The sequence below is a fragment of the Pseudomonas sp. ICMP 460 genome, assembly GCF_002723595.1.
GTDB lineage: Bacteria > Pseudomonadota > Gammaproteobacteria > Pseudomonadales > Pseudomonadaceae > Aquipseudomonas > Aquipseudomonas kitaguniensis.
This window is the reverse complement of sequence record NZ_LKBR01000001.1, coordinates 184,339-208,698: the sequence shown is the minus strand read 5'-3', so window position 1 is coordinate 208,698 and position 24,360 is coordinate 184,339. Positions and strand designations below refer to the sequence as shown.

Genomic DNA, 24,360 nt, shown 5'->3' with positions numbered 1-24,360 from the left:
GCACGACCCAAGGCTTTCGAAGCACAAAAACAACAATTTCGATCGAGCACTTTGAGGACAACAACAATGATTATTTACGGTGTGGCCCTGCTGGCAATCTGCATGCTGGCGGGCGTGATACTGGGTGACATGCTCGGCGTGTTGCTCGGCGTTAAATCCAACGTGGGCGGGGTGGGCATCGCGATGATCCTGCTGATCTGCGCGCGCCTGTGGATGCAACAGCGCGGCGGCATGACCAAGGACTGCGAGATGGGCGTGGGCTTCTGGGGCGCGATGTATATCCCGGTGGTCGTCGCCATGGCCGCGCAACAAAACGTGGTCACCGCCTTGCACGGCGGCCCGGTGGCGGTGCTGGCGGCCATCGGTTCGGTGGTGGTGTGTGGCTGCACCATCGCCTTGATCAGCCGCACTCATAAAGGCGAGCCGTTGCCCGATGAAGAGCCGCTGATTGCGCCGACACCTGTCGCGGGGGGCCGCTGATATGTGGCCTCTGATTGAAAAAGGCTTGGTGAATAACGGCCTGGTCACCGCGTTCGCGTTCGTCGGCGTGGTGATGTGGGTGTCGGTGGTGCTGTCCAAGCGCCTGACCTTCGGGCGCATTCACGGCTCGGCGATTGCCATCGTGATCGGGCTGGTGCTGGCCTGGGTGGGCGGCACGCTGACCGGCGGGCAAAAAGGCCTGGCCGACGTGGCGTTGTTCTCGGGCATTGGCTTGATGGGCGGCGCGATGCTGCGTGACTTCGCCATCGTCGCCACGGCGTTTGAAGTGCAAGCCACCGAAGCGCGCAAAGCCGGGATGATCGGTGTGATTGCGCTGCTGCTGGGGACGATTCTGCCGTTTATTGTTGGCGCGAGCATGGCCTGGGCGTTTGGTTACCGTGATGCGATCAGCATGACCACCATCGGCGCGGGGGCGGTGACCTACATCGTCGGCCCGGTGACCGGTGCCGCGATAGGCGCGACCTCGGACGTGATGGCGCTGTCGATTGCCACCGGCTTGATCAAGGCGATCCTGGTGATGGTCGGCACGCCGGTGGCGGCGCGTTGGATGGGCCTGGATAACCCGCGTTCGGCCATGGTGTTTGGTGGCTTGGCTGGCACCGTAAGCGGCGTGACCGCAGGCTTGGCCGCGACGGATCGGCGGTTGGTGCCGTATGGCGCGTTGACCGCGACGTTCCACACCGGGCTCGGCTGTTTGCTCGGGCCATCGCTGCTGTACTTCATCGTGCGTGGGTTGGTTGGCTAAATGTGGGAATTTGGTTGCCTGGTCTGGCGCCATCGGGAGCAAGCCCCCTCCCACAGTTGATCGGGTTTGCAAGCCAGTATTTGGACTGCAGCCCAGTGTTGTAGGGAGCAAGCCCTATTGGACTGCAGCCCAGTGTTGTAGGGAGCAAACCAGTATTTGGACTGCAGCCCAGTGTTGGAGGGAGCAAGCCCTATTTGGACTGCAGCCCATTGTTGTAGGTAGCAAGCCCTTTTTGGAGTGCAGTCCAGAGTTGTAGGGAGCAAGCCCTTTTTGGACTGCAGCCCAGTGTTGTAGGGAGAAAACCCCTCTTTGGAATGCAGCCCAGTGTTGTAGGCAGAAAACCCCTGTTTGGACTGCAGTCCAGTGTTGTAGGGAGCAAGCCCTATTTGGACTGTAGCCCAGTGTTGTAGGTAGCAAGCCCTATTTGGAGTGCAGTCCAGAGTTGTAGGGAGCAAACTAGTATTTGGACTGCAGCCCAGAGTTGTAGGGAGCAAGTCCCTGTTTGGACTGCAGCCCAGAGTTGTAGGGAGCAAGCCCCTGTTTGGACTGCAGCCCAGAGTTGTAGGGAGCAAGCCCCTGTTTGGACTGCAGCCCAGTGTTGTAGGCAGCAAGCCCTGTTTGGACTGCAGCCCAGAGTTGTAGGGAGCAAGCCCTGTTTGGACTGCAGCCCAGAGTTGTAGGGAGCAAGCCCTATTTGGACTGCAGCCCAGTGTTGTAGGGAGCAAGCCATTATTTGGACTGCAGCCCAGTGTTGTAGGTAGCAAGTCCTGTTTGGACTGCAGCCCAGTGTTGTAGGGAGCAAGCCCCTGTTTGGACTGCAGCCCAGAGTTGTAGGGAGCAAGCCCTATTTGGAATGCAGCCCAGTGTTGTAGGTAGCAAACCAGTATTTGGAGTGCAGCCCAGAGTTGTAGGGAGCAAGCCCCTGTTTGGACTGCAGCCCAGAGTTGTAGGGAGCAAGCCCCTGTTTGGACTGCAGCCCAGAGTTGTAGGGAGCAAGCCCCTGTTTGGACTGCAGCCCAGAGTTGTAGGGAGCAAGTCCCTGTTTGGACTGCAGCCCAGTGTTGTAGGCAGCAAGCCCTGTTTGGACTGCAGCCCAGTGTTGTAGGCAGCAAGCCCTGTTTGGACTGCAGCCCAGAGTTGTAGGGAGCAAGCCCTGTTTGGACTGCAGCCCAGAGTTGTAGGGAGCAAGCCCTATTTGGACTGCAGCCCAGTGTTGTAGGGAGAAAACCCCTGTTCGGAATGCAGTCCAGTGTTGTAGGGAGCAAGCCCCTGTTTGGACTGCAGCCCAGAGTTGTAGGGAGCAAGCCCTATTTGGACTGCAGCCCAGAGTTGTAGGGAGCAAGCCCTATTTGGACTGCAGCCCAGTGTTGTAGGGAGAAAACCCCCGTTTGGAATGCAGTCCAGTGTTGTAGGCAGCAAGCCCTATTTGGACTGCAGCCCAGTGTTGTAGGTAGCAAGCCAGTATTTGGACTGCAGCCCAGAGTTGTAGGCAGCAAGCCCCTGTTTGGAGTGCAGCCCAGTGTTGTAGGTAGCAAGCCCCTGTTTGGAGTGCAGTCCAGAGTTGTAGGCAGCAAATCCCTGTTTGGAATGCAGCCCAGTGTTGTAGGTAACAAGCCCCTATTTGGACTGCAGCCCAATGTTGTAGGCAGCAAGCCCTATTTGGACTGCAGCCCAGTGTTGTAGGGAGCAAACCCCTGTTTGGAATGCAGTCCAATGTGGGAGGGGGCTTGCTCCCGATGGCTTTGTGTCAGGCTGGCATCTGCCGATTGGCGTACATCCGGCATTCTGCCAACAGCGCGAGCAAGTTCGGGTCGCGTTCTTTGGCTTTCAAGAACACCACGCCAATGTGCTGCTGCAACCGATACCGGGGTTGCAACGGTATCAGCTTCACGCGGTTCTCATACACCGCCGCAATCCTTCCCGGCAGCAACGCATAACCCACCCCCGAGCTGACCATGCTCAACAGCGTGAAGATGTCGTTCACCTGCATCGCCACCTTCGGCTCGAACCCCGCTTGCTTGAACACACGGTTGCCATCCTGGTGGGTGGCGAACCCTTGTGTGAGGGTGATAAACGTGGCGTCGCGCACGTCGGCGAGGTCGATTTGCTGCTCGCGGTCGAACGGCGAGTCCGCCGGGGTGGCCAAAAAGATGTCGTCGGTAAACAGCGCAATCTGTTCGCAGTCGGGGTCGTTTGCACGCTCGTCGAGGGAGATCAGGATAGCGTCCACTTCCATGTTCTTGAGCTTGTACAGCAGGTCGAAATTGGAACCCAGGATCAGGTCGATGTTGAGTTCGCTGCGGCGTATTTTCAGGCCCATGATCAGTTGCGGCACGGTCTTCACCGTCAGCGAATACAGCGAGCCGAGCTTGAAGCGCTCGGCGGAAAAACCGGCGGCTTCGCGGGTCAGGCGCACGCTGTCGACCACTTCGGCCACCAGCTTTTGCGCGCGCTCTTCCAGCACATAGGCGCTTTCCAGCGGGGTGAGGTTGCGCCCCTCGTGTTTGAACAATGGGCAGCGCAGCGCGTTTTCCAGTGAATGGATGGCGCGGTGCACGCTGACGTTGCTGGTTTGCAGCTCGGCGGCGGCGCGGGCCAGGTTGCCGGTGCGCATGAACGCCAGGAAGATCTCGAGCTTCTTGAGGGTGAATTCTTCGTCGATCAGCATGGCCGTGGCTCTTGTTCGAATGCGCTCGATTGTGCCCCGAACACAAGGGTCTTGCACTCTGCTGCGCAACGCTGGACCCTTATATATGAATCAATCACGAGAGCGGGAGGTCAGTGGCGCATGTATCACGGGGAACGATTCAACGCCTGGAGCCATTTGCTCGGGGCGGTTGCAGCCTTTGTTGGCGCCGTGTGGATGTTGGTGGTGGCGAGCCTGGATGGCAGCCCCTGGAAGATTGTCAGCGTGGCGATTTATGGCTTTACGCTGCTGGTGCTGTACAGCGCGTCGACGGTTTACCACAGCGTGCGCGGGCGACGAAAAGAGATCATGCAGAAGGTCGATCACTTCTCGATCTACCTGCTGATCGCCGGCAGCTACACGCCGTTCTGCCTGGTCACGCTAAGAGGCCCGTGGGGGTGGACGCTGTTCGGTATCGTCTGGGGGCTGGCGGTGATCGGCATCCTGCAAGAGATCAAACCGCGCTCCGAGGCACGCATTCTGTCGATCGTGATTTACGCGGTGATGGGCTGGATCGTGCTGGTGGCGGTCAAACCGCTGATCGCTGCGCTGGGGACGGCGGGGTTTGCGTGGCTGGCGTCGGGCGGGGTGTTGTACACCGTGGGCATTATCTTTTTTGCCCTGGAGGATCGCCTGCGGCATTCCCATGGGATCTGGCATCTGTTTGTGATCGGCGGGAGTTTGCTGCATTTCGTGGCGATCATGCATTACGTGCTTTAACTGGCAGCCCGTGCAAAAGGTGGGAGGGAGCAAGCCCTCTCCCACATTTCACTGGGTACCACTGAGCTACCGAGTCGCCTGCACAATGCTGCTCCCAGCTTTTTGATTGGGTTTGCACCGCAAGGTTAGAAGTCGCCCCACAGTTGTTGCGCCACGGCCAGCGCCACCACTGGCGCGGTTTCGGTGCGCAGCACGCGCGGGCCGAGGCGCGCGGCATGGAAGCCGGCGCGTTGGGCGGTGTCGACTTCAAGGTCGGTCAAACCGCCTTCAGGGCCGATCAAGAAGGCCAGGCTGGCAGGCTTGGCATGGCTGACCAGCGGCTCGGCCACCGGGTGTAGCACCAGCTTCAAATCCGCCTCGGCCTGCTTCAACCAGTCCGCCAGCAACAGTGGCGGGTGAATCACCGGCACTGTCGAGCGACCGCATTGCTCGCATGCGCTGATCGCCACCTGGCGCCAGTGCAACAGGCGTTTGTCGGCGCGTTCGTCCTTGAGGCGCACTTCACAGCGGTCGCTGAAAATCGGGGTTATTGCATTCACGCCCAGTTCGGTGGCTTTCTGAATCGCCCAGTCCATGCGCTCACCCCGCGACAGGCCTTGGCCGAGGTGGATAAGCAACGGCGATTCAGCCTGGCCGGCGAAGTGTTCGGTGAGTTGCACGCTGACGCGCTTTTTACCGACTTCCAGCAACGTGCCCAAAAACTCCTGGCCGGAGCCGTCGAACAGTTGCACGGCGTCGCCTTCGCTCATGCGCAACACGCGGCTGATGTAATGCGCCTGGGCTTCCGGTAATTCGAACTCGCCGAGGCTCAGCGGGATGTCGGTGAAAAAGCGGGACAGTCTCATTTCTGTTCTCTGAAAAATGTACGAAGCCTAAGGGCGGCAGTGTTCAGTGTTGCGGGCATGCTTATTGTGGCAAACAGGCCTGTTGTGGAAACAGGCCCGCTCACCACGCTAGCCGGTTCGCCTTCGATTACCGATTAGCCCGGATCACGGAAGCCTGGGTGAAAGTCCTTGGGCACGGCCACGCTGACGTTGCTGTTGGTCGCAATATCAATCCCTTCGCTGGCCACTTCCGCCAAGAAGTCGATCTGCTCCGGCGTGATCACATAAGGCGGCAAGAAGTACACCACGCTGCCCAATGGCCGCAACAGCGCGCCGCGCTCCAGGGCGTGTTCGAACACCTTCAAGCCACGGCGTTCCTGCCATGGGTAGGCGGTCTTGGTGGCTTTATCCTGGACCATCTCGATCGCCAGCACCATGCCGGTCTGGCGCACTTCCGACACGTGCGGGTGGTCCACCAGGTGCGCGGTGGCGGTGGCCATGCGCTGGGCCAGGGCCTTGTTGTTCTCGATGACGTTGTCTTCTTCAAAAATATCCAGCGTCGCCAGCGCCGCCGCACACGCCAGCGGGTTGCCGGTGTAGCTGTGCGAGTGCAGGAAGGCGCGCAGGGTTGGGTAGTCGTCGTAGAACGCGTCGTACACATCGTCGGTGGTGACCACCGCCGCCAACGGCAGGTAACCGCCGGTGAGGGCTTTGGACAGGCACAAAAAATCCGGGCGGATACCGGCTTGTTCACAGGCGAACATAGTGCCGGTGCGGCCGAAACCCACGGCGATTTCGTCGTGAATCAGGTGCACACCGTAACGGTCGCAGGCTTCACGCAGCAGCTTGAGGTACACCGGATGGTACATGCGCATGCCGCCGGCGCCCTGAATCAGCGGTTCTACGATCACCGCGGCGACGCTGTCGTGATTCTCGGCAAGGGTCTGTTCCATGGCCTGGAACATCGTGCGCGAGTGTTCTTCCCAGCTCACGCCCTCTGGGCGCAGGTAGCAATCCGGGCTCGGCACTTTAATAGTGTCGAGCAGCAGCGCCTTGTAGGTTTCGGTAAACAGCGGCACGTCGCCCACCGACATCGCGGCAATGGTTTCGCCGTGGTAGCTGTTGGTCAGGGTGACGAAGCGCTTTTTGTTCGGCTGGCCACGGTTGAGCCAGTAGTGAAAGCTCATCTTCAACGCGACTTCGATGCACGACGAACCGTTATCGGCGTAGAAGCAGCGGGTCAGGCCTTCGGGCGTCATCTTGACCAGGCGCTCGGACAACTCGATCACTGGCTGGTGGCTGAAACCCGCGAGGATCACGTGCTCCAACTGGTCCACCTGATCTTTGATGCGCTGGTTGATACGCGGGTTGGCGTGGCCGAACACATTGACCCACCAGGAACTGACAGCATCGAGGTAGCGCTTGCCTTCAAAGTCTTCCAGCCAAACGCCTTCACCGCGCTTGATCGGGATCAGTGGCAGTTGCTGGTGGTCTTTCATCTGGGTGCAGGGATGCCACAGCACCGCGAGGTCGCGTTGCATCCACTGGTTATTCAAGCCCATCGTCTATCTCCTCGAAGCGGTCCTGCGGCTGGCGCAGGCGAAACAATCGCGCAAGCCTATGCAATGCCAGGCTGTGCTACAACCCATTGCAGGCCTGATGAACGAATTCGCCGTAAACGCAGGACGATCTGTCACGTTTCTTGGGAATAGTCCTTAATCCATTGTTAACGTACTGTGCATAATCTCATGATCGTATTTCTCGATATTTCAAAGCGAAATTTTCGGCTTTAATCCGATAGGTAAATCGCTAGTCTTTGGCACAGCTAATACGGAAGTTGGGACATGCAGTTACGTAATTCATCGGCCCGCTATGGTTGGGTCAGTATCGTTTTGCACTGGGGCGTAGCCTTGGTAGTGTTCAGTATGTTCGCGCTGGGTTTGTGGATGGTCGGCCTCGACTACTACAGCGCCTGGCGCAAAGAGGCACCCGACCTGCATAAAAGCATTGGCATCACGTTGTTCGCCATCATGCTGATACGCATCGTTTGGCGCCTGCTTAGCCCGCCGCCGCCCGCGCTGGCCAGCTACAGCCGTTTGACGCGTATCGGGGCTGCGTTCGGCCATGCGTTCCTGTATGTCGGGCTGTTTGCCGTGATGATTGCCGGTTACCTGATTTCCACCGCAGACGGTGTCGGTATTCCGGTGTTTGGCCTGTTTGAGATTCCTGCCGTGGTTTCCGGGCTACCGGACCAGGCAGACACCGCTGGTGTGGTGCATTTGTACCTCGCCTGGGTGTTGGTGGTCTTCGCCGGCTTGCACGGCGTGGCTGCCTTGAAACACCACTTTATCGATCGTGATGCGACCCTCACGCGAATGCTGGGGCGCAAAGCCTGATGTTCAACCTCGACTCACAAGGAATAGAAAGCATGTTGAAAAAGACACTCGTTGCTCTGGCACTCGGTTCTGCCCTGCTGTCCGCAGGCTCGGCAATGGCCGCTGACTACAAGATCGACAAAGAAGGCCAACACGCCTTCATCGACTGGAAAATCAGCCACCTGGGTTACAGCTACATCCACGGTACTTTCAAGGATTGGGACGGTACGTTCAGCTGGGATGCCGCCAAGCCTGAGGCCAGCAAAATCGCAGTCGACGTGAAAACCGCCAGCCTGTGGTCCAACCACGCAGAACGTGACAAGCACATCGCCAGCAAAGATTTCCTGGACGTTGCCAAGTTCGCCGACGCCAAGTTCGTGTCTACTGCAGTTAAATCCACCGGCGAGAAAACCGCTGACGTGACCGGCGACCTGACCTTTCACGGCGTGACCAAGCCTGTCACCTTCAAGGCCACCTTCAACGGTGAAGGCAAAGACCCATGGGGCGGCGAACGTGCTGGCTTCAACGCCACCACCACGCTGAACCTGAACGACTTCGGCATCAAAGGCCCGGGCCCGTCTTCGCAGACACTGGACCTGGACATCTCGCTGGAAGGCGTCAAAGCGAAGTAATTATTTCGCTGTTTAGCACGCACAGCGCCGGCCCCAGGGTCGGCGTTTTGCTGCCTGGCGTTCTATAAATCAGCTTGATAGGCCGCCACCTGTTCTTTCAGCCAGGTGTGCAGCAAGGTTAACTGCGCTGAATGTTTACTGCCCACCGGCCAGACCAGAAAGTAACGTGAAGGGTGCGCCGGTTCGATGTCGGTGAGTCTGACCAGGTCCCCGCGTTGAATCAGTGAATGGGCAATGGAGCGGCGGGTCAACGCGATTCCGTGCCCCAGCCTGACCGCTTCGAGCATCAACGTAGACTCGGTAAACTCCAGTGAGGCTTGAGGGCGTTGGCCTTCCAGGCCCGCAGCGCCGAGCCAGATCGGCCAGCTTTCACTGGCGTGCAGCAGGGGCTGCTGCAGGATCGCTTGCGCGGTGCCTGGCGGAACGCCGTGGTTGAAGTCGCGCGCCGCGACCACCAGCAATGAGTCGCCCATCAGCGTTTCGCAATGCACATCGGGCCATTGCCCATGGCCGAAGCGGATGGCGCAATCCAGCGGGCCCTGCTCGAAGCTGGCAAACGCCATGCTCGACGCCAACCTCAGGTGCACCTCTGGGTGGGCGCTCCTGAAATCATGCAAGCGCGGCAGTAACCAATGCATGGCGTAGGAGGGCAGCACTGAAAGGCTCAATTGCGCGTGTTTGGTTTTCGCCAGCAGTTTTTCCGTGACGCTGGCGATCTCGCCCAGCGCTTGCCTGATCTGGTAGGCATACACACGGCCCTCATCGGTCAGCGCCAGGGAGCGTTTGTCGCGCAGCACCAGCGCAATCTCCACATACTCTTCAAGAGACCGAATTTGATGGCTGACGGCACTGTGGGTGACGTGCAGTTCGGCGGCGGCCAGGTTCACCTTGCCTAGCCGGGCCAACGCTTCGAAGGCGCGAAGTGCGGCGAGTGGAGGAAGTTTCAATGTATGAATTCCTTTCACATAAAAGCCCAATAATAGCCGCTATACGTGAAATCAGTGCTCTGTCGATAATGCGCGCCTGGTTATTTATTTAAATAACCCCGTGCTGAACCTCGGGAGTTGTGGGCCGTGATAGATGAAATTCAAGCGTTTCTGAACGACTACTTTAATGTGTTGCAAACCCAGGATTTGAGCACATTCGATAAAGTCTTTCACCGTGGCTGCGTACTTTATAGCGCGCAGAATGCGCAGGTGGTTGTGCGACCTTTTGCCGAGTATCGGAGCATGGTTCAAGGCCGAGCGTCGCCACAAGAAGGCGGTTTTCCGCAACTTGATGAAGTGCTGATGATTGACGTGATGTCCGCAGAAATGGCCATCGTGAAAGTGCGCCTGCGCTTGTTCAATAATGTAATGGTCGATTATTTGAATCTGATGAAAGTTGAGGGGCGCTGGATGATCTTCGCCAAACTATTTCATAAAGCGGGCGAGGCGGCTGATCAATAAATTAACCGCCGGATGCAAAAACGCCCCGATTAATCGGGGCGTTTTTTTTGCCGTTTAAAACTCAGCGGTTGCGGGTCAGCAACGCTGGTTTTTCACCACGAGGGCGGCCTGGCAGTTGGTCCAACTGCTCAGGTGTCGGGAAGCGGTCAGCTTTCGACTCCTTGTGGATGATCTTCGGCGCCGGGCCACCGCGCGGGTTTTGCACGGCGGGCTCGGACAAACGAGGCTGCTCGTCACGGGCTGGGCGACGGTTGTTGCTGCGCGAGTCTTCACGACGCGCCTGGCCGTCACGCGGTGCGCCATTACGCGGGCCGCTGCGCTTGGCAGGTGGTGTGCCGGTGGTGCCGCCGCTGCTGTTGCGCGGACCATTCTGACGACCGCCCTGTGGCTGGCCGCCACGTGGCGCGCCGCTGGCTGCACCTGCACCGGCGCCTTGTGCCGGAGCACCTGGGCGACGGCCACGGCCTTGGGCTGGTTTGGCCTGGGGCACGTAATCAACGCGGTTACCGAAGTTGTCCACATCGTCGTCAAGGAACTCGTCCGGCGCGCGGTCGGCGGCGGCGCGTGGTGTTTGGCTCGGCTGGCGCTGTTCGCGGGCCGGGGTGCCTTCACGCGGTTTTTGCTCGCGGGCCGGGCGTTCGCCACGGCCATTGACCGGCGCTTTTTCTTTGCCGCCCTTGTCTTTGCCCTTGTCGCGACGACCACCGCCACCACCGCCGCCGTTCGGGCCATCGCCCTTCGGACCGCGTGGGTTGCGCGGGTTACGCACGTCCGGGCGCTCGCGCACTTCAGGCTTTTCGGCCTCTACGGCGCTGGAATCGAAGCCCATCAGGTCGCCATCGGCGATTTTCTGCTTGGTCATGCGTTCGATGCTTTTCAGCAGTTTTTCTTCGTCCGGCGCAACCAGCGAGATGGCTTCACCCGAACGCCCGGCACGGCCGGTACGGCCGATACGGTGCACATAGTCTTCGTCGACGTTTGGCAGCTCGAAGTTGACGACGTGCGGCAGTTGGTCGATGTCCAGGCCGCGCGCGGCGATGTCGGTGGCGACCAGGATGCGCACTTCACCGGCCTTGAAGTCGGCCAGCGCTTTGGTGCGCGCGTTCTGGCTTTTGTTGCCGTGGATGGCAACGGCGGTGAGGCCGTGCTTGTCCAGGTACTCGGCCAGGCGGTTGGCGCCGTGCTTGGTACGCGTGAACACCAGCACTTGTTCCCAGGCGCCGGCGGTGATCAGGTGCGCCAGCAGCGAACGTTTGTGGCTGGCGGCCAGGCGGAATACGCGTTGCTCGATACGCTCGACCGTGGTGTTCGGCGGCGTGACTTCGATGCGCTCCGGGTTGTGCAGCAGCTTGCCCGCCAAGGCGGTGATGTCGTTGGAGAACGTTGCCGAAAACAGCAGGTTCTGACGTTTGGCCGGCAGGCGGGCGAGGACCTTTTTCACGTCATGGACAAAGCCCATGTCGAGCATGCGGTCAGCTTCGTCCAGCACGAGGATTTCCACGTGGGACAAGTCGACGCTGCCTTGGCCGCATAGGTCGAGCAAACGACCGGGGCAGGCGACCAGCACGTCAACACCACGCGACATGGCCTGAACCTGTGGGTTCATGCCGACGCCGCCGAAGATGCAGGCGCTGACGAACTTCAAGTCGCGGGCATACAGCTTGAAGCTGTCGTGCACCTGGGCGGCGAGTTCGCGGGTAGGGGTCAGGACCAGTACGCGCGGTTGGCGCGGGCCGTGACGCTGGGATTTGTCCGGGTGACCGTTAGGGAACAACCGCTCCAGAATCGGGAGGGCGAAACCACCGGTTTTACCAGTACCTGTCTGCGCCGCAACCATCAGGTCGCGGCCTTGCAACACGGCGGGAATGGCCCGCTGTTGCACCGGAGTAGGCTCGGTATAGCCCGCTGCCTCGATGGCGCGGACTAAAGCCTCGGAGAGACCGAGGGAAGCAAAGGACATGAGTAATCCTGTTTTAGTTAGGGCTTGGCCCAAAGGGATAATCTTACCGGGCGTGAATGGCGCTTAGGGGAGCGCAATCCCGTCCGGTCCTGCTGCGTCTGGCGGGCACTCCACCGGCGGTCGCGCGCTATAAGCTGCGTTCGTCGCGGGGTTAGGTGCCTTTTTCAAGACCTCAGCGGCCGGGCGTGAGCCTGGCGGAAAGGCCGGAGTATAACAGAGCAATCACTCTGCGCTGCTTTCCTGCTGCTCAACGGTGTGCGCAGGCGGGAGTAATGCGTTGGTTTGGGGGCTCATGCCGGCATATTTGGCACTTAAGGCCGCATACGCGGGCTCTTGCTTGAAGCGTTTAAGCTCGGCGGCAAAGCGTTGCACCAGCAAATCCATGCCTGCGCCACGGCGCACCGCCAAAAATTGTGGCTGGCGGCTGATGACTTCGGGTGCCTGGGTAATCTGCTCGTTCAGCCCGAGCGCCTTGATCACATGCTGGCCGACCCGGCGGTCGGTGATCACCAAATCGACCCGGCCCAGCGCGAGTTTGCCGAAGTTGGCTTCATGGCTGGCGGCTGGCTCCTGATTGAACAGGGTGGACTCGCTGAATTGAGCGCCATAGAGGTAGCCCGGCGAGGTGCCGATGGTCAGGCCGCGCAGGTCGTCGAAGGTGTGAAACGGATGCGGGCGCGCAGTGGCGTAGAACAGCACGAACTCCACGTCGGACAGCGGCTCGCTGGGGTAGAGCAGCAGATTGGCGCGCTCGCGGCTGTGAAAAATATCCAGCGCGCCATCCGCCAAGCCCTGGTCGAGCATCGCCAGGCAACGCTTCCAGGGCAGGAATTGCCATTCCACCTCGATGCCCAGGCGCTGGAACACAACCACCGTGGTTTCATAGTCGAGCCCGCGCATCGTGCCGTTATCGTCGTACACGTAAGGCGCCCACGGCTCGGTGACGATGCGCAGTTTCTCGCCTTGGGCGCTCAGGCTCAGGCAAGTGAAAAGAACCGCGGTCAACCACTGGAAAAATACGCGCATGCCCCGAGGTTACGACTGTCTCGGGCTAAAAAGAAGCGCTGGTATCGTTATCGACGGGCAGCAGCGGGTTTTTATTTGCCGGGGGACTTCATCAGGTGTTCATAGATGGCCTCGCGCCGCTCACCCAGAATCAGCCGCACCACCGGGTTGGCGAACCAGTGCTCAAGCAGGTGCGCGTCAATCGGGCGCTTCTGGCGTTCTTCCTGATTTTGTCGGGCCTTGTCCCACCAAACCGGGGCGCACGCCTGGTCGAATTCGTTTTCGTGCTCATAGCAGCCGTAGAGAATTTCGCGGATAAATTGCTGCTGGTTTTTGGGCAGCACCAGCGTCACCAGCTTGTACATCAAGCGTTGCAGGCGCGGCGGGCGTGGCAAGTGGGCGGACACCTGGCGAGTGTCGTCCAGGGCCAGTGCGCTGGTGGGGTTGGCCGCGTGCTTGGCGATCCATGCCTTGACCTTGGCCCGGAACAGCTGCTTGCGGCTCCAATAGTGGTGGATCAGGTCTGGGCATTCACGCACGTTGAGGGTTCGGTAAGCCGCGATCGACAGGCAGAACTCTTCGAGGGTGTAGGCGCCTTGGGCATGCGGGAACAGTTCGTCCATTAACTCGATCGAACGATCAAGCACGTGCGCGTCTTGCTGGTGCAGGCCCATGACCCCGGAATTAAGCGTCATCATGTCGTCATCGGCCACGCCCATGTCTCGCAGGCGCTGGTGCAGGGCGCTGTACAGGATGCTTTCGCGGTTGTCGCCGTACTTGGTGTAGAAGGCGTTGCACAACAGCGTGCCCGGTTGCACGCGTTCAAACAGCGCCGTGGGCGAGTGATGAAAAAACGTGTCGGTGTCGATCAACAGCGCCACTTCGGACTCTTGCAGCACCTGGCGCAGCACCACGTGTTTGGTGCGGAAATGGTAGCCATGCGGCTCACACCAGCGTTTACGCGTGGCTTCATCCAGCGGGCGCACACGCACCGGCAACAGGCGATAAGGCTCGGGGTTATCGCTGAACACCTGAATATCGATGGCGGCGTCTTGCGCATCACGCAGCAAGGCCAAGGCGCTGGCGATACTGAATACCGCTTCCTGATGGTAAGTCTCTGCCCCGAATACCAGGTAGACCAGTTGCGGGCGGGGCGTCGGGGCTGCTGTATTCATGGACTGCACAATTCCGTGGGCGTTTAAAACCGCAAAGGCCCTCTTTATGAGGGCCTGGGCACTTTGGAAGAAACCTTAGCGTGGCAGCTTCAGGTTGTTCCAGACAGCGAGGCTCGGTTCAGCCTGGTTAAGCGTATAGAAGTGCAACCCTGGCGCACCACCTTGCAACAATCTCTCACACATCTCGCTGATGACCTGCTCGCCAAACGCCTGGATGCTCTTGACGTCATCGCCATAAGCTTCCAGTTGCTTGCGCACCCAGCGTGGGATCTCTGCGCCGCACGCGTCGGAGAAACGCGCCAGTTTGCTGTAATTGGTGATCGGCATGATGCCCGGCACGATCGGGATGTGGACGCCCATCGCCCGTACACGCTCGACAAAGTAGAAGTAGCTGTCGGCGTTGAAGAAGTACTGGGTGATCGCGCTGTCGGCGCCAGCGTTGGCCTTGCGCACGAAATTTTGCAGGTCGTCTTCGAAATTACGCGCCTGAGGGTGCATCTCCGGGTAAGCCGCCACTTCGATGTGGAAGTGATCGCCGCTTTCTTCGCGGATAAAGCTCACCAGGTCATTGGCGTAGCGCAGCTCACCGCTGGCCATGCCCATGCCGGACGGCAGGTCGCCGCGCAGGGCGACGATACGCTTGATGCCGGCTTGCTTGTATTGGGTCAGCAGGCTGCGCAGGTCGGCCTTGCTGTCGCCCACGCAAGACAAATGCGGTGCGGCAGGAACCTTGGCTTCGCTTTCCAGCTGCAGCACGGTGTTGATCGTGCGGTCACGGGTCGAACCGCCCGCGCCGTAGGTGCACGAGAAGAAGTCGGGGTGGTAGCTGGCCAACTGCTTGGCCGTGGCCATCAGTTTTTCATGCCCAGCATCGGTCTTGGTCGGGAAGAACTCGAAGCTGTAGCGACGGTCTTGGGACATGGGGAGTCTCCAGCTGTAAGTTGCAAGCTTCAAGCGGCAAGAGGGCGGTGCGCCTGTTGCTGTTGCTTGAAGCTCACATCTCTCAACTGCTTAAGGAGCAATAAAGTAGCAAGCTCTCAACCACCAGATGCAAGTAAACAACCCGCTTTTACTTGCCGCTTGAAGCTAAAAGCTTGCAGCTGCTATCAGTAGCGGTAAGCGTGTGGCTTGAACGGGCCTTCAACAGCCACGCCGATGTAGTCGGCCTGGGTTTTGGTCAGTTGAGTCACTACGCCGCCGAAGCCGCGGACCATTTCCAGGGCCACTTCTTCGTCGAGTTTCTTCGGCAGCACTTCCACGGTCAGGCGCTCGGCTTTCTGGGCTGGCGACAGGTCGGCGTATTTCTGGCCGAACAGGAAGATTTGCGCCAGTACCTGGTTGGCGAACGAGCCGTCCATGATGCGGCTTGGGTGGCCGGTGGCGTTACCCAGGTTTACCAAGCGGCCTTCGGCCAGCAGAATCAGGTAGTCGTCGTTCTGTGGGTCAAAAGTGCCGGCGCCGGTACGGTGAACCTTGTGTACCTGCGGCTTGACCTCTTCCCATGCCCAGTTCTTGCGCATGAAAGCAGTGTCGATTTCGTTGTCAAAGTGGCCGATGTTGCAGACAACGGCGCGCTTTTTCAGGGCTTTGAGCATGTTCGAGTCGCACACATTGACGTTGCCGGTGGTGGTCACGATCAGGTCGATCTTGCCCAGCAGTGCTTTGTCGATGCTGGCTTCGGTGCCGGTGTTGATACCGTCGATGAACGGCGACACCAGTTCAAAACCGTCCATGCAGGCTTGCATGGCGCAGATCGGGTCGACTTCGGAAACGCGAACGATCATGCCTTCCTGACGCAGCGACTGAGCGGAGCCCTTGCCCACGTCACCGTAACCGATGACCAGCGCTTGCTTGCCGGACAGCAGGTGGTCGGTACCGCGCTTGATCGCGTCGTTCAGGCTGTGACGGCAGCCGTACTTGTTGTCGTTCTTGCTCTTGGTCACCGAGTCATTGACGTTGATGGCCGGGATTTTCAGCTCGCCCTTGGCCAGCATGTCCAGCAGGCGGTGCACGCCAGTGGTGGTTTCTTCGGTCACGCCGTGAACGCGATCCAGAATCTGCGGGTACTTCTTGTGCAGCAGCTCGGTCAGGTCGCCGCCATCGTCGAGGATCATGTTGGCATCCCATGGCGCGCCATCTTTAAGGATGGTTTGCTCCAGGCACCACTCGTACTCTTCTTCGGTTTCGCCTTTCCAGGCATACACCGCGATACCGGCAGCGGCGATAGCAGCGGCGGCCTGGTCTTGAGTCGAGAAAATGTTGCAGGACGACCAACGTACTTCGGCACCCAGGGCAACCAGGGTTTCGATCAGCACGGCAGTCTGGATGGTCATGTGGATGCAGCCGAGAATCTTCGCGCCCTTGAGCGGCTGCTCACCGGCGTACTTGCGGCGCAGACCCATCAGGGCAGGCATTTCGGATTCGGCGATAAACGTTTCGCGACGGCCCCAGGCAGCGAGGGACATGTCGGCGACTTTGTAGTCGGTGAAATCTGCAGGCGTAATTACAGCGCTCATGAAGAGCCTCCATTCGTAGTGTGCGAATGGGCGCCGTTGTGCGTTTAGTACCAGGCCAGGTAATACCTGGCCCGACAACGCCCCATCCGAGCCTGACAGGTTGAACCTGCTGCAGCGCCCCTCGGACAGGTGGCGGGAGAACGGATAGCCGTTCGAAATCGGGGGCGATTATAGCTTTCTTTGAGCTGCGAGTTGCAAGCCGCAAGCGACAAGTTGCAAGCGGATCTGCTTTTACTTGCGGCTTGCAGCTTAAAACTTGAAGCTTGGGCCCTAACCCTATTTCCCAAACACCTCAGACCCGGAGCCCCGCCATGAACTTCCACACCCGCAAATGGGTAAAACCCGAAGACCTCAACCCCAACGGCACCCTGTTCGGTGGCAGCTTGCTGCGCTGGATCGACGAAGAAGCGGCGATTTACGCGATTGTTCAACTGGGCAACCAGCGCGTGGTGACCAAGTACATCTCTGAAATCAATTTCGTCAGCGCCTCGCGCCAGGGCGACATCATCGAGTTGGGCATCACCGCCACCGAGTTCGGTCGCACCTCGATCACCCTGACCTGTGAAGTGCGCAACAAGATCACGCGCAAAAGCATCCTCACCGTGGAAAAAATGGTCTTCGTCAACCTCGGTGAAGACGGCTTGCCGGCGCCGCACGGGCGTACCGAGATCAAGTACGTGAAGGATCAGTTCCAGGAAGACAGCCTTCCCGAGTAACCACTGCCTGGGTTGATTTCTTTACCAAATCATTCCGGGTGGACCTTTCTTAAGTTCTCGCGTCACTCAGGACTACATCCTGTAGAGAGAGCATTGTATGAAAGTGTCCAGTTCCAATACTCATATTCCGCTGCCACGCTCTGAAGACGTTGATAAAGCAGTAAAGGCATCGCTGGTCAAAAATGTCGGCGAGCGCAAGGTGAGCGTTTTTCGTTCCAGCGATGGCCGGGTGGAAGTGGTCTTGTCACCGCCACCGCTCACACATCTGGTGTTGAGTGGTGGGGGTGCCAAGGGGGTTGCATTCCCGGGCATGGTCCAAGCGCTTGAAGACAACAAGGCATTGGCCGGCGTGAAGGTTATTTCCGGCTCATCCGCGGGCGCTATCTCGGCGGCGTTGCTGGCCAGTGGCATGGATGCCAAGGCCTTTGAAACGCTTTCAAACAGTCTCAACCTTCCTGAGTTGCTGAACAGCAAAAATCCTTTGATTGAAAACTTGCAGAATGCCAGTGCTGAAATAGGCAAGTTGGCCGGACGCGTGCCAGGCAAGGCCGGCAGCATTGCGCAATTGCTGTTAACCATGCTGCCACGTCTGCAAACCGAAGCGCAGCCCCTTGAAGACGTGATCGGCAGTGAGTCGCGCAAGTCGCTGCTGGCGAAGATCGCCGGGACCTCGCGTGAAAAACGACCTGCCGAGGTCATGAAGATTGCAGACCGGCTGAGTGCAGGCAAAGGGCCGACTTTTCGTGACCTTGAGGTGTTGAGCCGTCACATTCCAGCGGTCAAGCAGCTCAACGTCACCGGCACTGGTATGTTCGATGAGCGACCGCAGTTGGTGGTCTTCAACGCAAGCACCACCCCGGACATGGACATTGCCCGGGCAGCGCATATATCTGGCTCGTTGCCTGGGTTATTCAAGAGCCCGACGGAGCAAGGTCATGCCTTTCAAGAGCATGCCGAGCAAACTGCATTTCAGGACGGTGGGCTGCTGGTCAATACACCGTCTTCTGCGGTGATCGATCCGCCTTTCGCAGAAAGCCCGCTGAGCCAGACCGAATCACTGGTGGTCAAGTTCGAATCCGCACGTTCGGCGCCTGCAACGGGAGGCAGCGTTGGCAGCAGCCTGGGCGATACGATTATCGGCGTGCCGCATGCGGCTGCCGATGGGTATCAGGAAGACAAACTCAAGGCGCAAGTGGACCAGACCGTCGTGCTGCCGCTTAAATCTGAACAGGGCGACTTTCGTGGCCTGCTCGAAGGCACGGTGAATTTCACCATGACCGACGATCAGAAAAAGCATTTGCAGGCGTCGGCGCGTGCGGCGGTAAGTACGCACCTGGAAGCGCGTGCCGGGTTACGCGAGCGCTACACATTCGAGTCCCTGGACGACGCTGTGTTAGCGATGGACGATAAAATGCTGGCCCGCGTGGAGAGCGATCTGAACAAGCACCCCGCCGCCAAGGATGTGCTGATGTTTCGCACGAGCGCGCAGCAAGCGTTGCGCGCGCTGGGTGTGGCCATCACCGAGGCCAATCAGGCGAGTGACAAGCTTGCGGTAACACCGAAGTTGGCGGCGGCCTTGCGTAACCTCGATGCACTGGCGCGTCGTCCCGAGCATGTCGACTGGCTGGGGCGGCGTCTCAACGCGGCCGGCAAAGCGAATTTTCAGCAGCTCCTGCAAATGATGAGCAAGCAGCCACCGAACAAAGCGCCAATGTCCAAAGTCATGACAAGCGCGGTTGCGCAGATGAAACGCCGTGATATCGAAGTGAAAGCTGCAAACTTCACGCGGGAAGTCATCTACCCGTCGCTCTATCGGCCGGGCCAGCCAGCGTCCAACGTCGAGTTGCTGCGGCGTGCGGCGCGTGATTTGGCGGATGCCGAAACGCCACAAACGTTCAACAACTTGCTCGACGGCATCGTCAAGTATTACAAGGCGCGCAATAAACCCTGGAGTACTCCATTTAGCTCCACCACTGTGGCAGCGGCCAAGGCCTGGCGCATCCCGGTTTAATTGGTGGGCCACTGAACAGCCATCGTTGCGGCGTGTCGTAGCTACAAGCACCCCAAACTCTGGTACATCATGGCCACTCAAGAAGACGGTAAAACCCCCAACCTGTCGCAGGAAGAGCAGCAGGACGTGGACGAAAACCAGCCGCCGCGTGCGGCGGTATTGCACGAAATTATCCGCACCCAGGGCGACCAGGAGCTGGAGCGCAACGTCGCGGCACTGTGGTGGTCGGCGCTGGCCGCCGGCCTGACCATGGGCCTGTCGCTGATGGGCATGGGCCTGCTCAACTCGCGCCTGCCGGACGGCGAAGCATTTAAAGTCATCGCCAGCTTCGGTTACTGCGCAGGTTTCCTCGCGGTCATCCTCGCGCGCCAGCAACTGTTCACCGAAAACACCCTGACCGCCGTGCTGCCGGTAATGAGCAAACCTACCCTGGCAAATGCCGGGCGGCTGTTGCGCCTGTGGTCGGTGGTGCTGGTGGGCAACCTCTGCGGCACGTTGCTGGTGGCCTATGTGATGCTGCATTTGCCGATTTTCGACACCAAGACCGACCAGGCCTTCCTTGAAATCGGCCGCAAAGTCATGGAAAACGACCCCGGCCAGATGTTCGCCAAAGGCATTATTTCCGGTTGGATGATTGCCACCATGGTGTGGATGATCCCGTCGATGGAAAACGCCAAGATGTTCATCATCATCTTGATCACCTACCTGATGGCGCTGGGGGATTTCACCCACATTGTCGTCGGCTCGGCGGAAGTCTCGTACCTGGTGTTTGCCGGTGAATTGCCGTGGAAGGACTTCTGGCTGGTGTTCGCCGGGCCGACCCTGGCGGGCAACATCATCGGCGGCAGCTTTATCTTTGCGCTGATCAGCCACGCGCAGATTCGCAGCGAAAGCAGCCTGCCGGGTAAAACGGCTGCGGACCCGAGGCACCCGCAGCAGATCAAAAAGGGTCAGTGATGTTCGGGCGTGGCTTGGGGGTCGCCCTTGGTCACGCGCTTGACCAGTTTGCCGATGCTTAAACCCTGCAACAGGATCGACAACAACACCACGATGTAGGTGATGCTCAGCAGCAGGTCGCGCTCCGGGCCGAGCGGCAAGGCCAGCGCCAATGCCACCGACACCCCGCCGCGCAGGCCGCCCCACGTGAGGATGCGAATAGTGCCGCGCGGCACTGTGCGCCAGCGGCGTAGCAGCAGGATAGCCGGCGCCACGGTCAGCAAGCGCGACAGCAGAATCGCCACGGCGAGCAAACTGGCGGCAAAAATGTGCAGCCAGTTGAACGGCAACAGCAACAGCTCCATGCCGATCAGCGCAAACAGCAGGGCGTTGAGCATGTCATCGAGCAGTTCCCAAAAGCCGTCCAGGTAACGCCGGGTCATGTCGTTCATGGCAAGCTTGCGCCCCAAATTGCCGATGATCAGCCCGGCCACCACCATCGCAATCGGTGCAGAAACGTGCAGCTCGGTGGCCATGGCCGAGCCGCCGATGACCAGCGCCAGGGTCAGCATCACTTCGATCTGGTGTTGCTCGATGCTCTTGATCATCAGGTACACCAGGTAGCCGATGAGGCCGCCGAACACCACGCCGCCAATCGCCTCATGGGCGAACAGCATGGCGGTGGCGCCCACGGTCGGCGTTTCGCCCAACTGTGCGATGCCCAGCAGCACGGTAAACACCACCACTGCGGTGCCGTCGTTGAACAGCGACTCGCCGACGATGGTGGTTTTCAGCGGTTTGGAGGCGTTCGCCGTGCGCAGCACGCCCAGCACTGCAATCGGGTCGGTGGGCGAAATCAGCGCGCCGAACAACAGGCAGTAGAGGAAGCTCACGTGCCAGCCAAACAAGGCAAAGATGTAGTACGCCAGGCTGCCGATCACCACGGTGGCAATCAACACGCCGAAGGTCGCCAGCAGGCCGATGGGCCAGCGGTAACTGCGTAAATCATTCAAGTTGACGTGCAAGGCGCCAGCGAACAGCAGGAACGACAGCATCCAGTTCATCAGCAAGTCGCCGAAGTCGATCTGGCCGATCAATTGCTGAATATGTTCTTCGAGGCCGGGAAAGCCGATAACGCTGAGGCCTTGCAGGATCAATGAAAACAGCAAGGCGGTGACCATCACGCCGATGGTGGGTGGCAGGCCGATAAAACGAAAGTTCACATAGGTGAGCAGCGTGGTGAGGCAAATGAAGGCGGCGACAAGTTCAAGCATCCGGGGTCCCTGGAAGTGAGTGGGTAGAGCGTTAATGGGTGCATGGACCGCACTGGCGGCGTGAGGTTGCACAGTGTTGGGTAAAAGCGCGATAGAACCTTTGGCTGCTTTATGCGCTCATAGCGGGTAAGTGCGGTTCGGCAGGTTTAATGCTAAAACCCCAATTGCTGTTTAAAACGACAAAAGGAGTGTGTGATGACGGTCGCTTTCTGGTGTGTGTTAATCGCAATTTTTCTGCCGTACCTGTGCACGGGTGTGGCCAAGTTCAGCGGCGGCAAGTTCGGGCCGCGCAATAACCACGACCCTCGCGCTTTCCTGGACACGCTCGAAGGCTTTGCCAAACGCGCCCACAGTGCTCAGCTCAACAGCTTTGAAGTAACGCCTGCGTTTGCCGCCGCCGTGATCATTGCGCACTTGGCCGGTACGGCGTCGCTGGTGACCATCAATGTGTTGGCGGTGTTGTTTATCACCAGCCGGTTGCTGTACATCATTTGCTACCTGGCGGACTGGGCGATGCTGCGTTCGGTGGTGTGGCTGGTGGGCATGGCGTTGATTGCAAGTTTCTTTTTTGTCTCGATCTGAGGCATGACGCAATGCCAGTGTGGGCGGCAGCAAGTCCCTCCCACATTTGGCCTCCAGTGTTTGTCAGGTGCCGGCCGGTGCGTCGGGCACGTGCGGTAACGCGGCGCCTTTTGGCCAGAGCATCCAGATTTGCCCTTGCTGCTTCATGCTGCCCGCCAGCTCACCGGCGGCCTCACCGGTGCCCCAGAACAAGTCGGCACGCACTTCGCCGGTGATTGCGCCGCCGGTGTCCTGCGCGGCAACTGGCCGGGCAATCGGCGAGCCATCGGGTTTGGTGGTCGACAGCCACAGCAGGCTACCCAGCGGAATTACCTTGCGATCAACCGCCACACTGTAGCCGGCCGTCAACGGCACGTTCAGCGAACCGCGCGGGCCTTCATTGCTGTCGGGGCGGGCGCTGAAAAATACGTAGCTGGGGTTGCTCGCCAGCAACTCCGGGATGCGCTGCGGGTTCGCCTTGGCCCAGGCGCTGATGGCGCCCATGGTCACGTCGTCTTTTTTCAGCGCGCCTTGCTCCACCAGCCAGCGGCCAATAGGGCGGTAGGGGTAGCCGTTCTGGTCGGCGTAACCGACGCGCAGTTGGCGCCCATCCAACAGTTGAATGCGGCCCGAACCCTGGATTTGCAGAAATTGCAGGTCCATCGGGTTGGTCAGCCAGGCAATCGGCTTGGCCGTGGAGCCTTGCCCGTTGATAGTGCTGGCATCGTCATACGGCTTGAGCACGCGGCCTTCGAGCCGACCGCGCAGGCGCTTGCCCTTGAGTTCCGGGTAGATGCTTTCGAGGTTGACGATGATCAGGTCATCCGGCACGCCGTACACCGGCACATGCGCGGTGGCGGTTTCGGTCAGGCTGCCGGGGTACACCGGTTCGTAGTAGCCGGTGATCAAACCGTTGGGTGTGTTGTCGGCCGAGCGCAGGCCGAACACGTCAAGGCGCTCCTTGAGAAAACCGCGAACCGCCAGCGCATCTGCGGGCACGCTGGCCGCTGCGGCACAGGTGGCGCCCCATACCGGGTCGGCCTTGAGGCGTTGGCAGGCGCTGCGCCAGGATTCAAACCCGGCCAGCAAATCGCTGTCCGAGACTGTCGGCAGCGCTTCCCACGGTGCGCTCACGTAAGTGGCGACGGCATGCGGTTTGGCCGCTTCATCTTTTTTGCCGGCGTCTTTACCCGTATCGCAACCGGCCAGCAGCGCGAACAGCGGTAGAGCCCACGCCAGGCGGCGGCTCCAGGTGTTAAAGGTGATATTCATGCGCACAATTCCTGAAGCGATTGCCCGCGCCGTAGCGCTTTTCGGCAACCCTTATTATTAATAGGGCTATTGGCCTTTACGGGCGGGGCGAGGATACTGGCCGCCGTTTCCCGTGACCCTGAGCCACCATGACTTTTAACCAATTGACGGTTGCATTGCTGGCCTGCCTGGCCTTGACCGCCTGCGGCGGTGTCGATCCAAATTCGCCGCTGGGCCAGCGCAAAGCGATCTTCAAGCAGATGCTCAAGACCAGCGAAGACTTGGGCGGCATGTTGCGTGGGCGCATCCCGTTCGACGGCGCCCGGTTCGCCGACGGTGCGGTCAAGCTCAATGCCTTGTCCTTTGAGCCGTGGCAGCATTTTCCGAGTGTGCGTGAAGAAGATCACACCAGCGCCAAGGATAACGTGTGGCAGCAACAAGCACGCTTCCAGGCGTTGGCCCGAAACCTTGAAGCAGTCACTGGTGAATTGGTGCTCGCAAGCCAGGTGCAGCCTTACACGGCCGCCAACCTTGGGCCTGCGGTGCAGAAGGTCGAAGAGGCCTGCACGGCGTGTCATAAACAGTTTCGAGACCATTGACCGGTTTTACTGGTCGAGTTCTTCGACGGCGTCCTGCAGGTCTTTGCGCGCTTGGGCAAGCTTGTCCTTGCGCTTGTTGATGCGGTCCGCGTCACCCTTTTTCATGGCTTTGTCGAGGTCGGCCTGACGGCGGCTGACCTCGTGTTTGGCGTCGAGTACTTTGTTTTCACGCTCTTTGCGCAAGGAGGCGTCGGTGCAATTGGCGGTGACTTCGCTCAGGGCTTTTTCCAGGCCGGCTTGTTGTTCGCTGTTGTTGTGCGCCTTGGCTTGTTCGATCTGGGTGCTGATGGCTTGGCGTTTGGCGGCGCAACCGGTGAGTTCTGGCGCTGTTTGGGCGGCCAGCAGTGGCGTGGTGAGGAAGCTTGCGACGGTTAAAAAGGCAAGTGGGGCGAGGTATTTCATGTGGGGCTCCAGGGTCGCAATCG

At 59.5% G+C, this 24,360-nt stretch carries 23 protein-coding genes and 1 riboswitch; of the genes, 11 read left to right on the top strand and 12 right to left on the bottom strand.

Annotated elements, in window-relative coordinates:
* Positions 1 to 66 precede the first annotated feature (66 nt).
* Both madL and madM read left to right on the top strand, forming a co-directional pair.
* A complete protein-coding gene (gene madL, locus AO240_RS00945; protein ID WP_099234812.1) occupies positions 67 to 480 on the top strand; it encodes a malonate transporter subunit MadL in 414 nt (137 codons plus the stop codon).
* A 1-nt stretch (position 481) separates the two neighbouring features.
* Positions 482 to 1,246, top strand: coding sequence for a malonate transporter subunit MadM (gene madM, locus AO240_RS00940; protein WP_058414523.1), 765 nt, complete (start codon positions 482 to 484; stop codon positions 1,244 to 1,246).
* 1,747 nt (positions 1,247 to 2,993) lie between these two features.
* On the opposite strand, the gene AO240_RS00935 is transcribed toward madM, so the two are convergent.
* Positions 2,994 to 3,914, bottom strand: a complete 921-nt coding sequence (locus AO240_RS00935; RefSeq protein WP_099234811.1) for a LysR substrate-binding domain-containing protein — start codon at positions 3,912 to 3,914, stop codon at positions 2,994 to 2,996.
* Between the two features lie 120 nt (positions 3,915 to 4,034).
* On the opposite strand from AO240_RS00935, the gene AO240_RS00930 reads away from it, so the two are divergent.
* Positions 4,035 to 4,652, top strand: a complete 618-nt coding sequence (locus AO240_RS00930; RefSeq protein WP_099234810.1) for a hemolysin III family protein — start codon at positions 4,035 to 4,037, stop codon at positions 4,650 to 4,652.
* Between the two features lie 125 nt (positions 4,653 to 4,777).
* On the opposite strand, the gene AO240_RS00925 is transcribed toward AO240_RS00930, so the two are convergent.
* Positions 4,778 to 5,497 carry a 16S rRNA (uracil(1498)-N(3))-methyltransferase gene (locus AO240_RS00925; RefSeq protein WP_099234809.1) on the bottom strand — a complete coding sequence of 240 codons (720 nt, stop codon included), beginning with the start codon at positions 5,495 to 5,497 and terminating at the stop codon, positions 4,778 to 4,780.
* A 134-nt stretch (positions 5,498 to 5,631) separates the two neighbouring features.
* Complete coding sequence (locus tag AO240_RS00920) at positions 5,632 to 7,038, bottom strand: adenosylmethionine--8-amino-7-oxononanoate transaminase (RefSeq protein ID WP_099234808.1); 1,407 nt, start codon at positions 7,036 to 7,038, stop codon at positions 5,632 to 5,634.
* A gap of 282 nt (positions 7,039 to 7,320) precedes the next feature.
* Here AO240_RS00920 and AO240_RS00915 point away from each other — a divergent pair, with 282 nt between their 5' ends.
* Positions 7,321 to 7,872 carry a cytochrome b gene (locus tag AO240_RS00915; protein WP_099234807.1) on the top strand — a complete coding sequence of 184 codons (552 nt, stop codon included), beginning with the start codon at positions 7,321 to 7,323 and terminating at the stop codon, positions 7,870 to 7,872.
* Positions 7,873 to 7,904: 32 nt separating this feature from the next.
* Positions 7,905 to 8,483, top strand: coding sequence for a YceI family protein (locus tag AO240_RS00910; protein WP_099234806.1), 579 nt, complete (start codon positions 7,905 to 7,907; stop codon positions 8,481 to 8,483).
* 62 nt (positions 8,484 to 8,545) lie between these two features.
* Here AO240_RS00910 and AO240_RS00905 read toward each other — a convergent pair whose 3' ends face one another.
* Complete coding sequence (locus tag AO240_RS00905; protein ID WP_099234805.1) at positions 8,546 to 9,430, bottom strand: LysR substrate-binding domain-containing protein; 885 nt, start codon at positions 9,428 to 9,430, stop codon at positions 8,546 to 8,548.
* Between the two features lie 126 nt (positions 9,431 to 9,556).
* On the opposite strand from AO240_RS00905, the gene AO240_RS00900 reads away from it, so the two are divergent.
* Positions 9,557 to 9,931, top strand: a complete 375-nt coding sequence (locus tag AO240_RS00900) for a nuclear transport factor 2 family protein (RefSeq protein WP_099234804.1) — start codon at positions 9,557 to 9,559, stop codon at positions 9,929 to 9,931.
* A 61-nt stretch (positions 9,932 to 9,992) separates the two neighbouring features.
* Here the strand turns inward: AO240_RS00900 and AO240_RS00895 are convergent, their stop codons facing one another.
* The 5 genes from AO240_RS00895 to ahcY form a co-directional block, all read right to left on the bottom strand.
* Complete coding sequence (locus AO240_RS00895) at positions 9,993 to 11,891, bottom strand: DEAD/DEAH box helicase (RefSeq protein ID WP_099234803.1); 1,899 nt, start codon at positions 11,889 to 11,891, stop codon at positions 9,993 to 9,995.
* A 222-nt stretch (positions 11,892 to 12,113) separates the two neighbouring features.
* Positions 12,114 to 12,917, bottom strand: coding sequence for an ABC transporter substrate-binding protein (locus tag AO240_RS00890; protein ID WP_099234802.1), 804 nt, complete (start codon positions 12,915 to 12,917; stop codon positions 12,114 to 12,116).
* Between the two features lie 71 nt (positions 12,918 to 12,988).
* On the bottom strand, positions 12,989 to 14,071 hold the full coding sequence (locus AO240_RS00885) for a hypothetical protein (protein WP_099234801.1): 1,083 nt from the start codon (positions 14,069 to 14,071) through the stop codon (positions 12,989 to 12,991).
* A 75-nt stretch (positions 14,072 to 14,146) separates the two neighbouring features.
* A complete protein-coding gene (gene metF / locus AO240_RS00880) occupies positions 14,147 to 14,992 on the bottom strand; it encodes a methylenetetrahydrofolate reductase [NAD(P)H] (protein ID WP_099234800.1) in 846 nt (281 codons plus the stop codon).
* A 185-nt stretch (positions 14,993 to 15,177) separates the two neighbouring features.
* Positions 15,178 to 16,587 (bottom strand): adenosylhomocysteinase, encoded by a 1,410-nt coding sequence (ahcY, locus tag AO240_RS00875; protein WP_058415136.1) that lies wholly within the window; start codon positions 16,585 to 16,587, stop codon positions 15,178 to 15,180.
* A gap of 21 nt (positions 16,588 to 16,608) precedes the next feature.
* Positions 16,609 to 16,716: riboswitch (S-adenosyl-L-homocysteine riboswitch) on the bottom strand.
* A 182-nt stretch (positions 16,717 to 16,898) separates the two neighbouring features.
* On the opposite strand from ahcY, the gene AO240_RS00870 reads away from it, so the two are divergent.
* The 3 genes from AO240_RS00870 (at position 16,899) to AO240_RS00860 (ending at position 20,271) form a co-directional block, all read left to right on the top strand.
* The gene (locus tag AO240_RS00870) at positions 16,899 to 17,303 is read left to right on the top strand and encodes an acyl-CoA thioesterase (RefSeq protein WP_058415137.1); all 405 of its coding nucleotides are present in this window, start codon (positions 16,899 to 16,901) and stop codon (positions 17,301 to 17,303) included.
* Positions 17,304 to 17,400: 97 nt separating this feature from the next.
* Positions 17,401 to 19,314 (top strand): patatin-like phospholipase family protein, encoded by a 1,914-nt coding sequence (locus AO240_RS00865; RefSeq protein WP_099234799.1) that lies wholly within the window; start codon positions 17,401 to 17,403, stop codon positions 19,312 to 19,314.
* Between the two features lie 69 nt (positions 19,315 to 19,383).
* Positions 19,384 to 20,271, top strand: a complete 888-nt coding sequence (locus AO240_RS00860; protein ID WP_099234798.1) for a formate/nitrite transporter family protein — start codon at positions 19,384 to 19,386, stop codon at positions 20,269 to 20,271.
* Here the strand turns inward: AO240_RS00860 and AO240_RS00855 are convergent.
* Positions 20,265 to 21,524 carry a sodium:proton antiporter gene (locus AO240_RS00855; protein WP_099234797.1) on the bottom strand — a complete coding sequence of 420 codons (1,260 nt, stop codon included), beginning with the start codon at positions 21,522 to 21,524 and terminating at the stop codon, positions 20,265 to 20,267. The two genes, AO240_RS00860 and AO240_RS00855, sit on opposite strands and share 7 nt — an antisense overlap.
* A 195-nt stretch (positions 21,525 to 21,719) precedes the next feature.
* Here AO240_RS00855 and AO240_RS00850 point away from each other — a divergent pair, with 195 nt between their 5' ends.
* On the top strand, positions 21,720 to 22,106 hold the full coding sequence (locus AO240_RS00850) for an MAPEG family protein (RefSeq protein WP_058415141.1): 387 nt from the start codon (positions 21,720 to 21,722) through the stop codon (positions 22,104 to 22,106).
* Between the two features lie 63 nt (positions 22,107 to 22,169).
* On the opposite strand, the gene AO240_RS00845 is transcribed toward AO240_RS00850, so the two are convergent.
* Positions 22,170 to 23,357, bottom strand: a complete 1,188-nt coding sequence (locus AO240_RS00845) for a murein transglycosylase A (protein WP_099234796.1) — start codon at positions 23,355 to 23,357, stop codon at positions 22,170 to 22,172.
* A 128-nt stretch (positions 23,358 to 23,485) separates the two neighbouring features.
* Here AO240_RS00845 and AO240_RS00840 point away from each other — a divergent pair, with 128 nt between their 5' ends.
* Complete coding sequence (locus tag AO240_RS00840) at positions 23,486 to 23,935, top strand: cytochrome c (RefSeq protein ID WP_099234795.1); 450 nt, start codon at positions 23,486 to 23,488, stop codon at positions 23,933 to 23,935.
* 6 nt (positions 23,936 to 23,941) lie between these two features.
* Here AO240_RS00840 and AO240_RS00835 read toward each other — a convergent pair whose 3' ends face one another.
* Positions 23,942 to 24,337: a DUF1090 domain-containing protein gene (locus AO240_RS00835; protein WP_099234794.1), complete on the bottom strand. Its 396-nt coding sequence runs from the start codon at positions 24,335 to 24,337 to the stop codon at positions 23,942 to 23,944.
* Between the last annotated feature and the right edge of the window lie 23 nt (positions 24,338 to 24,360).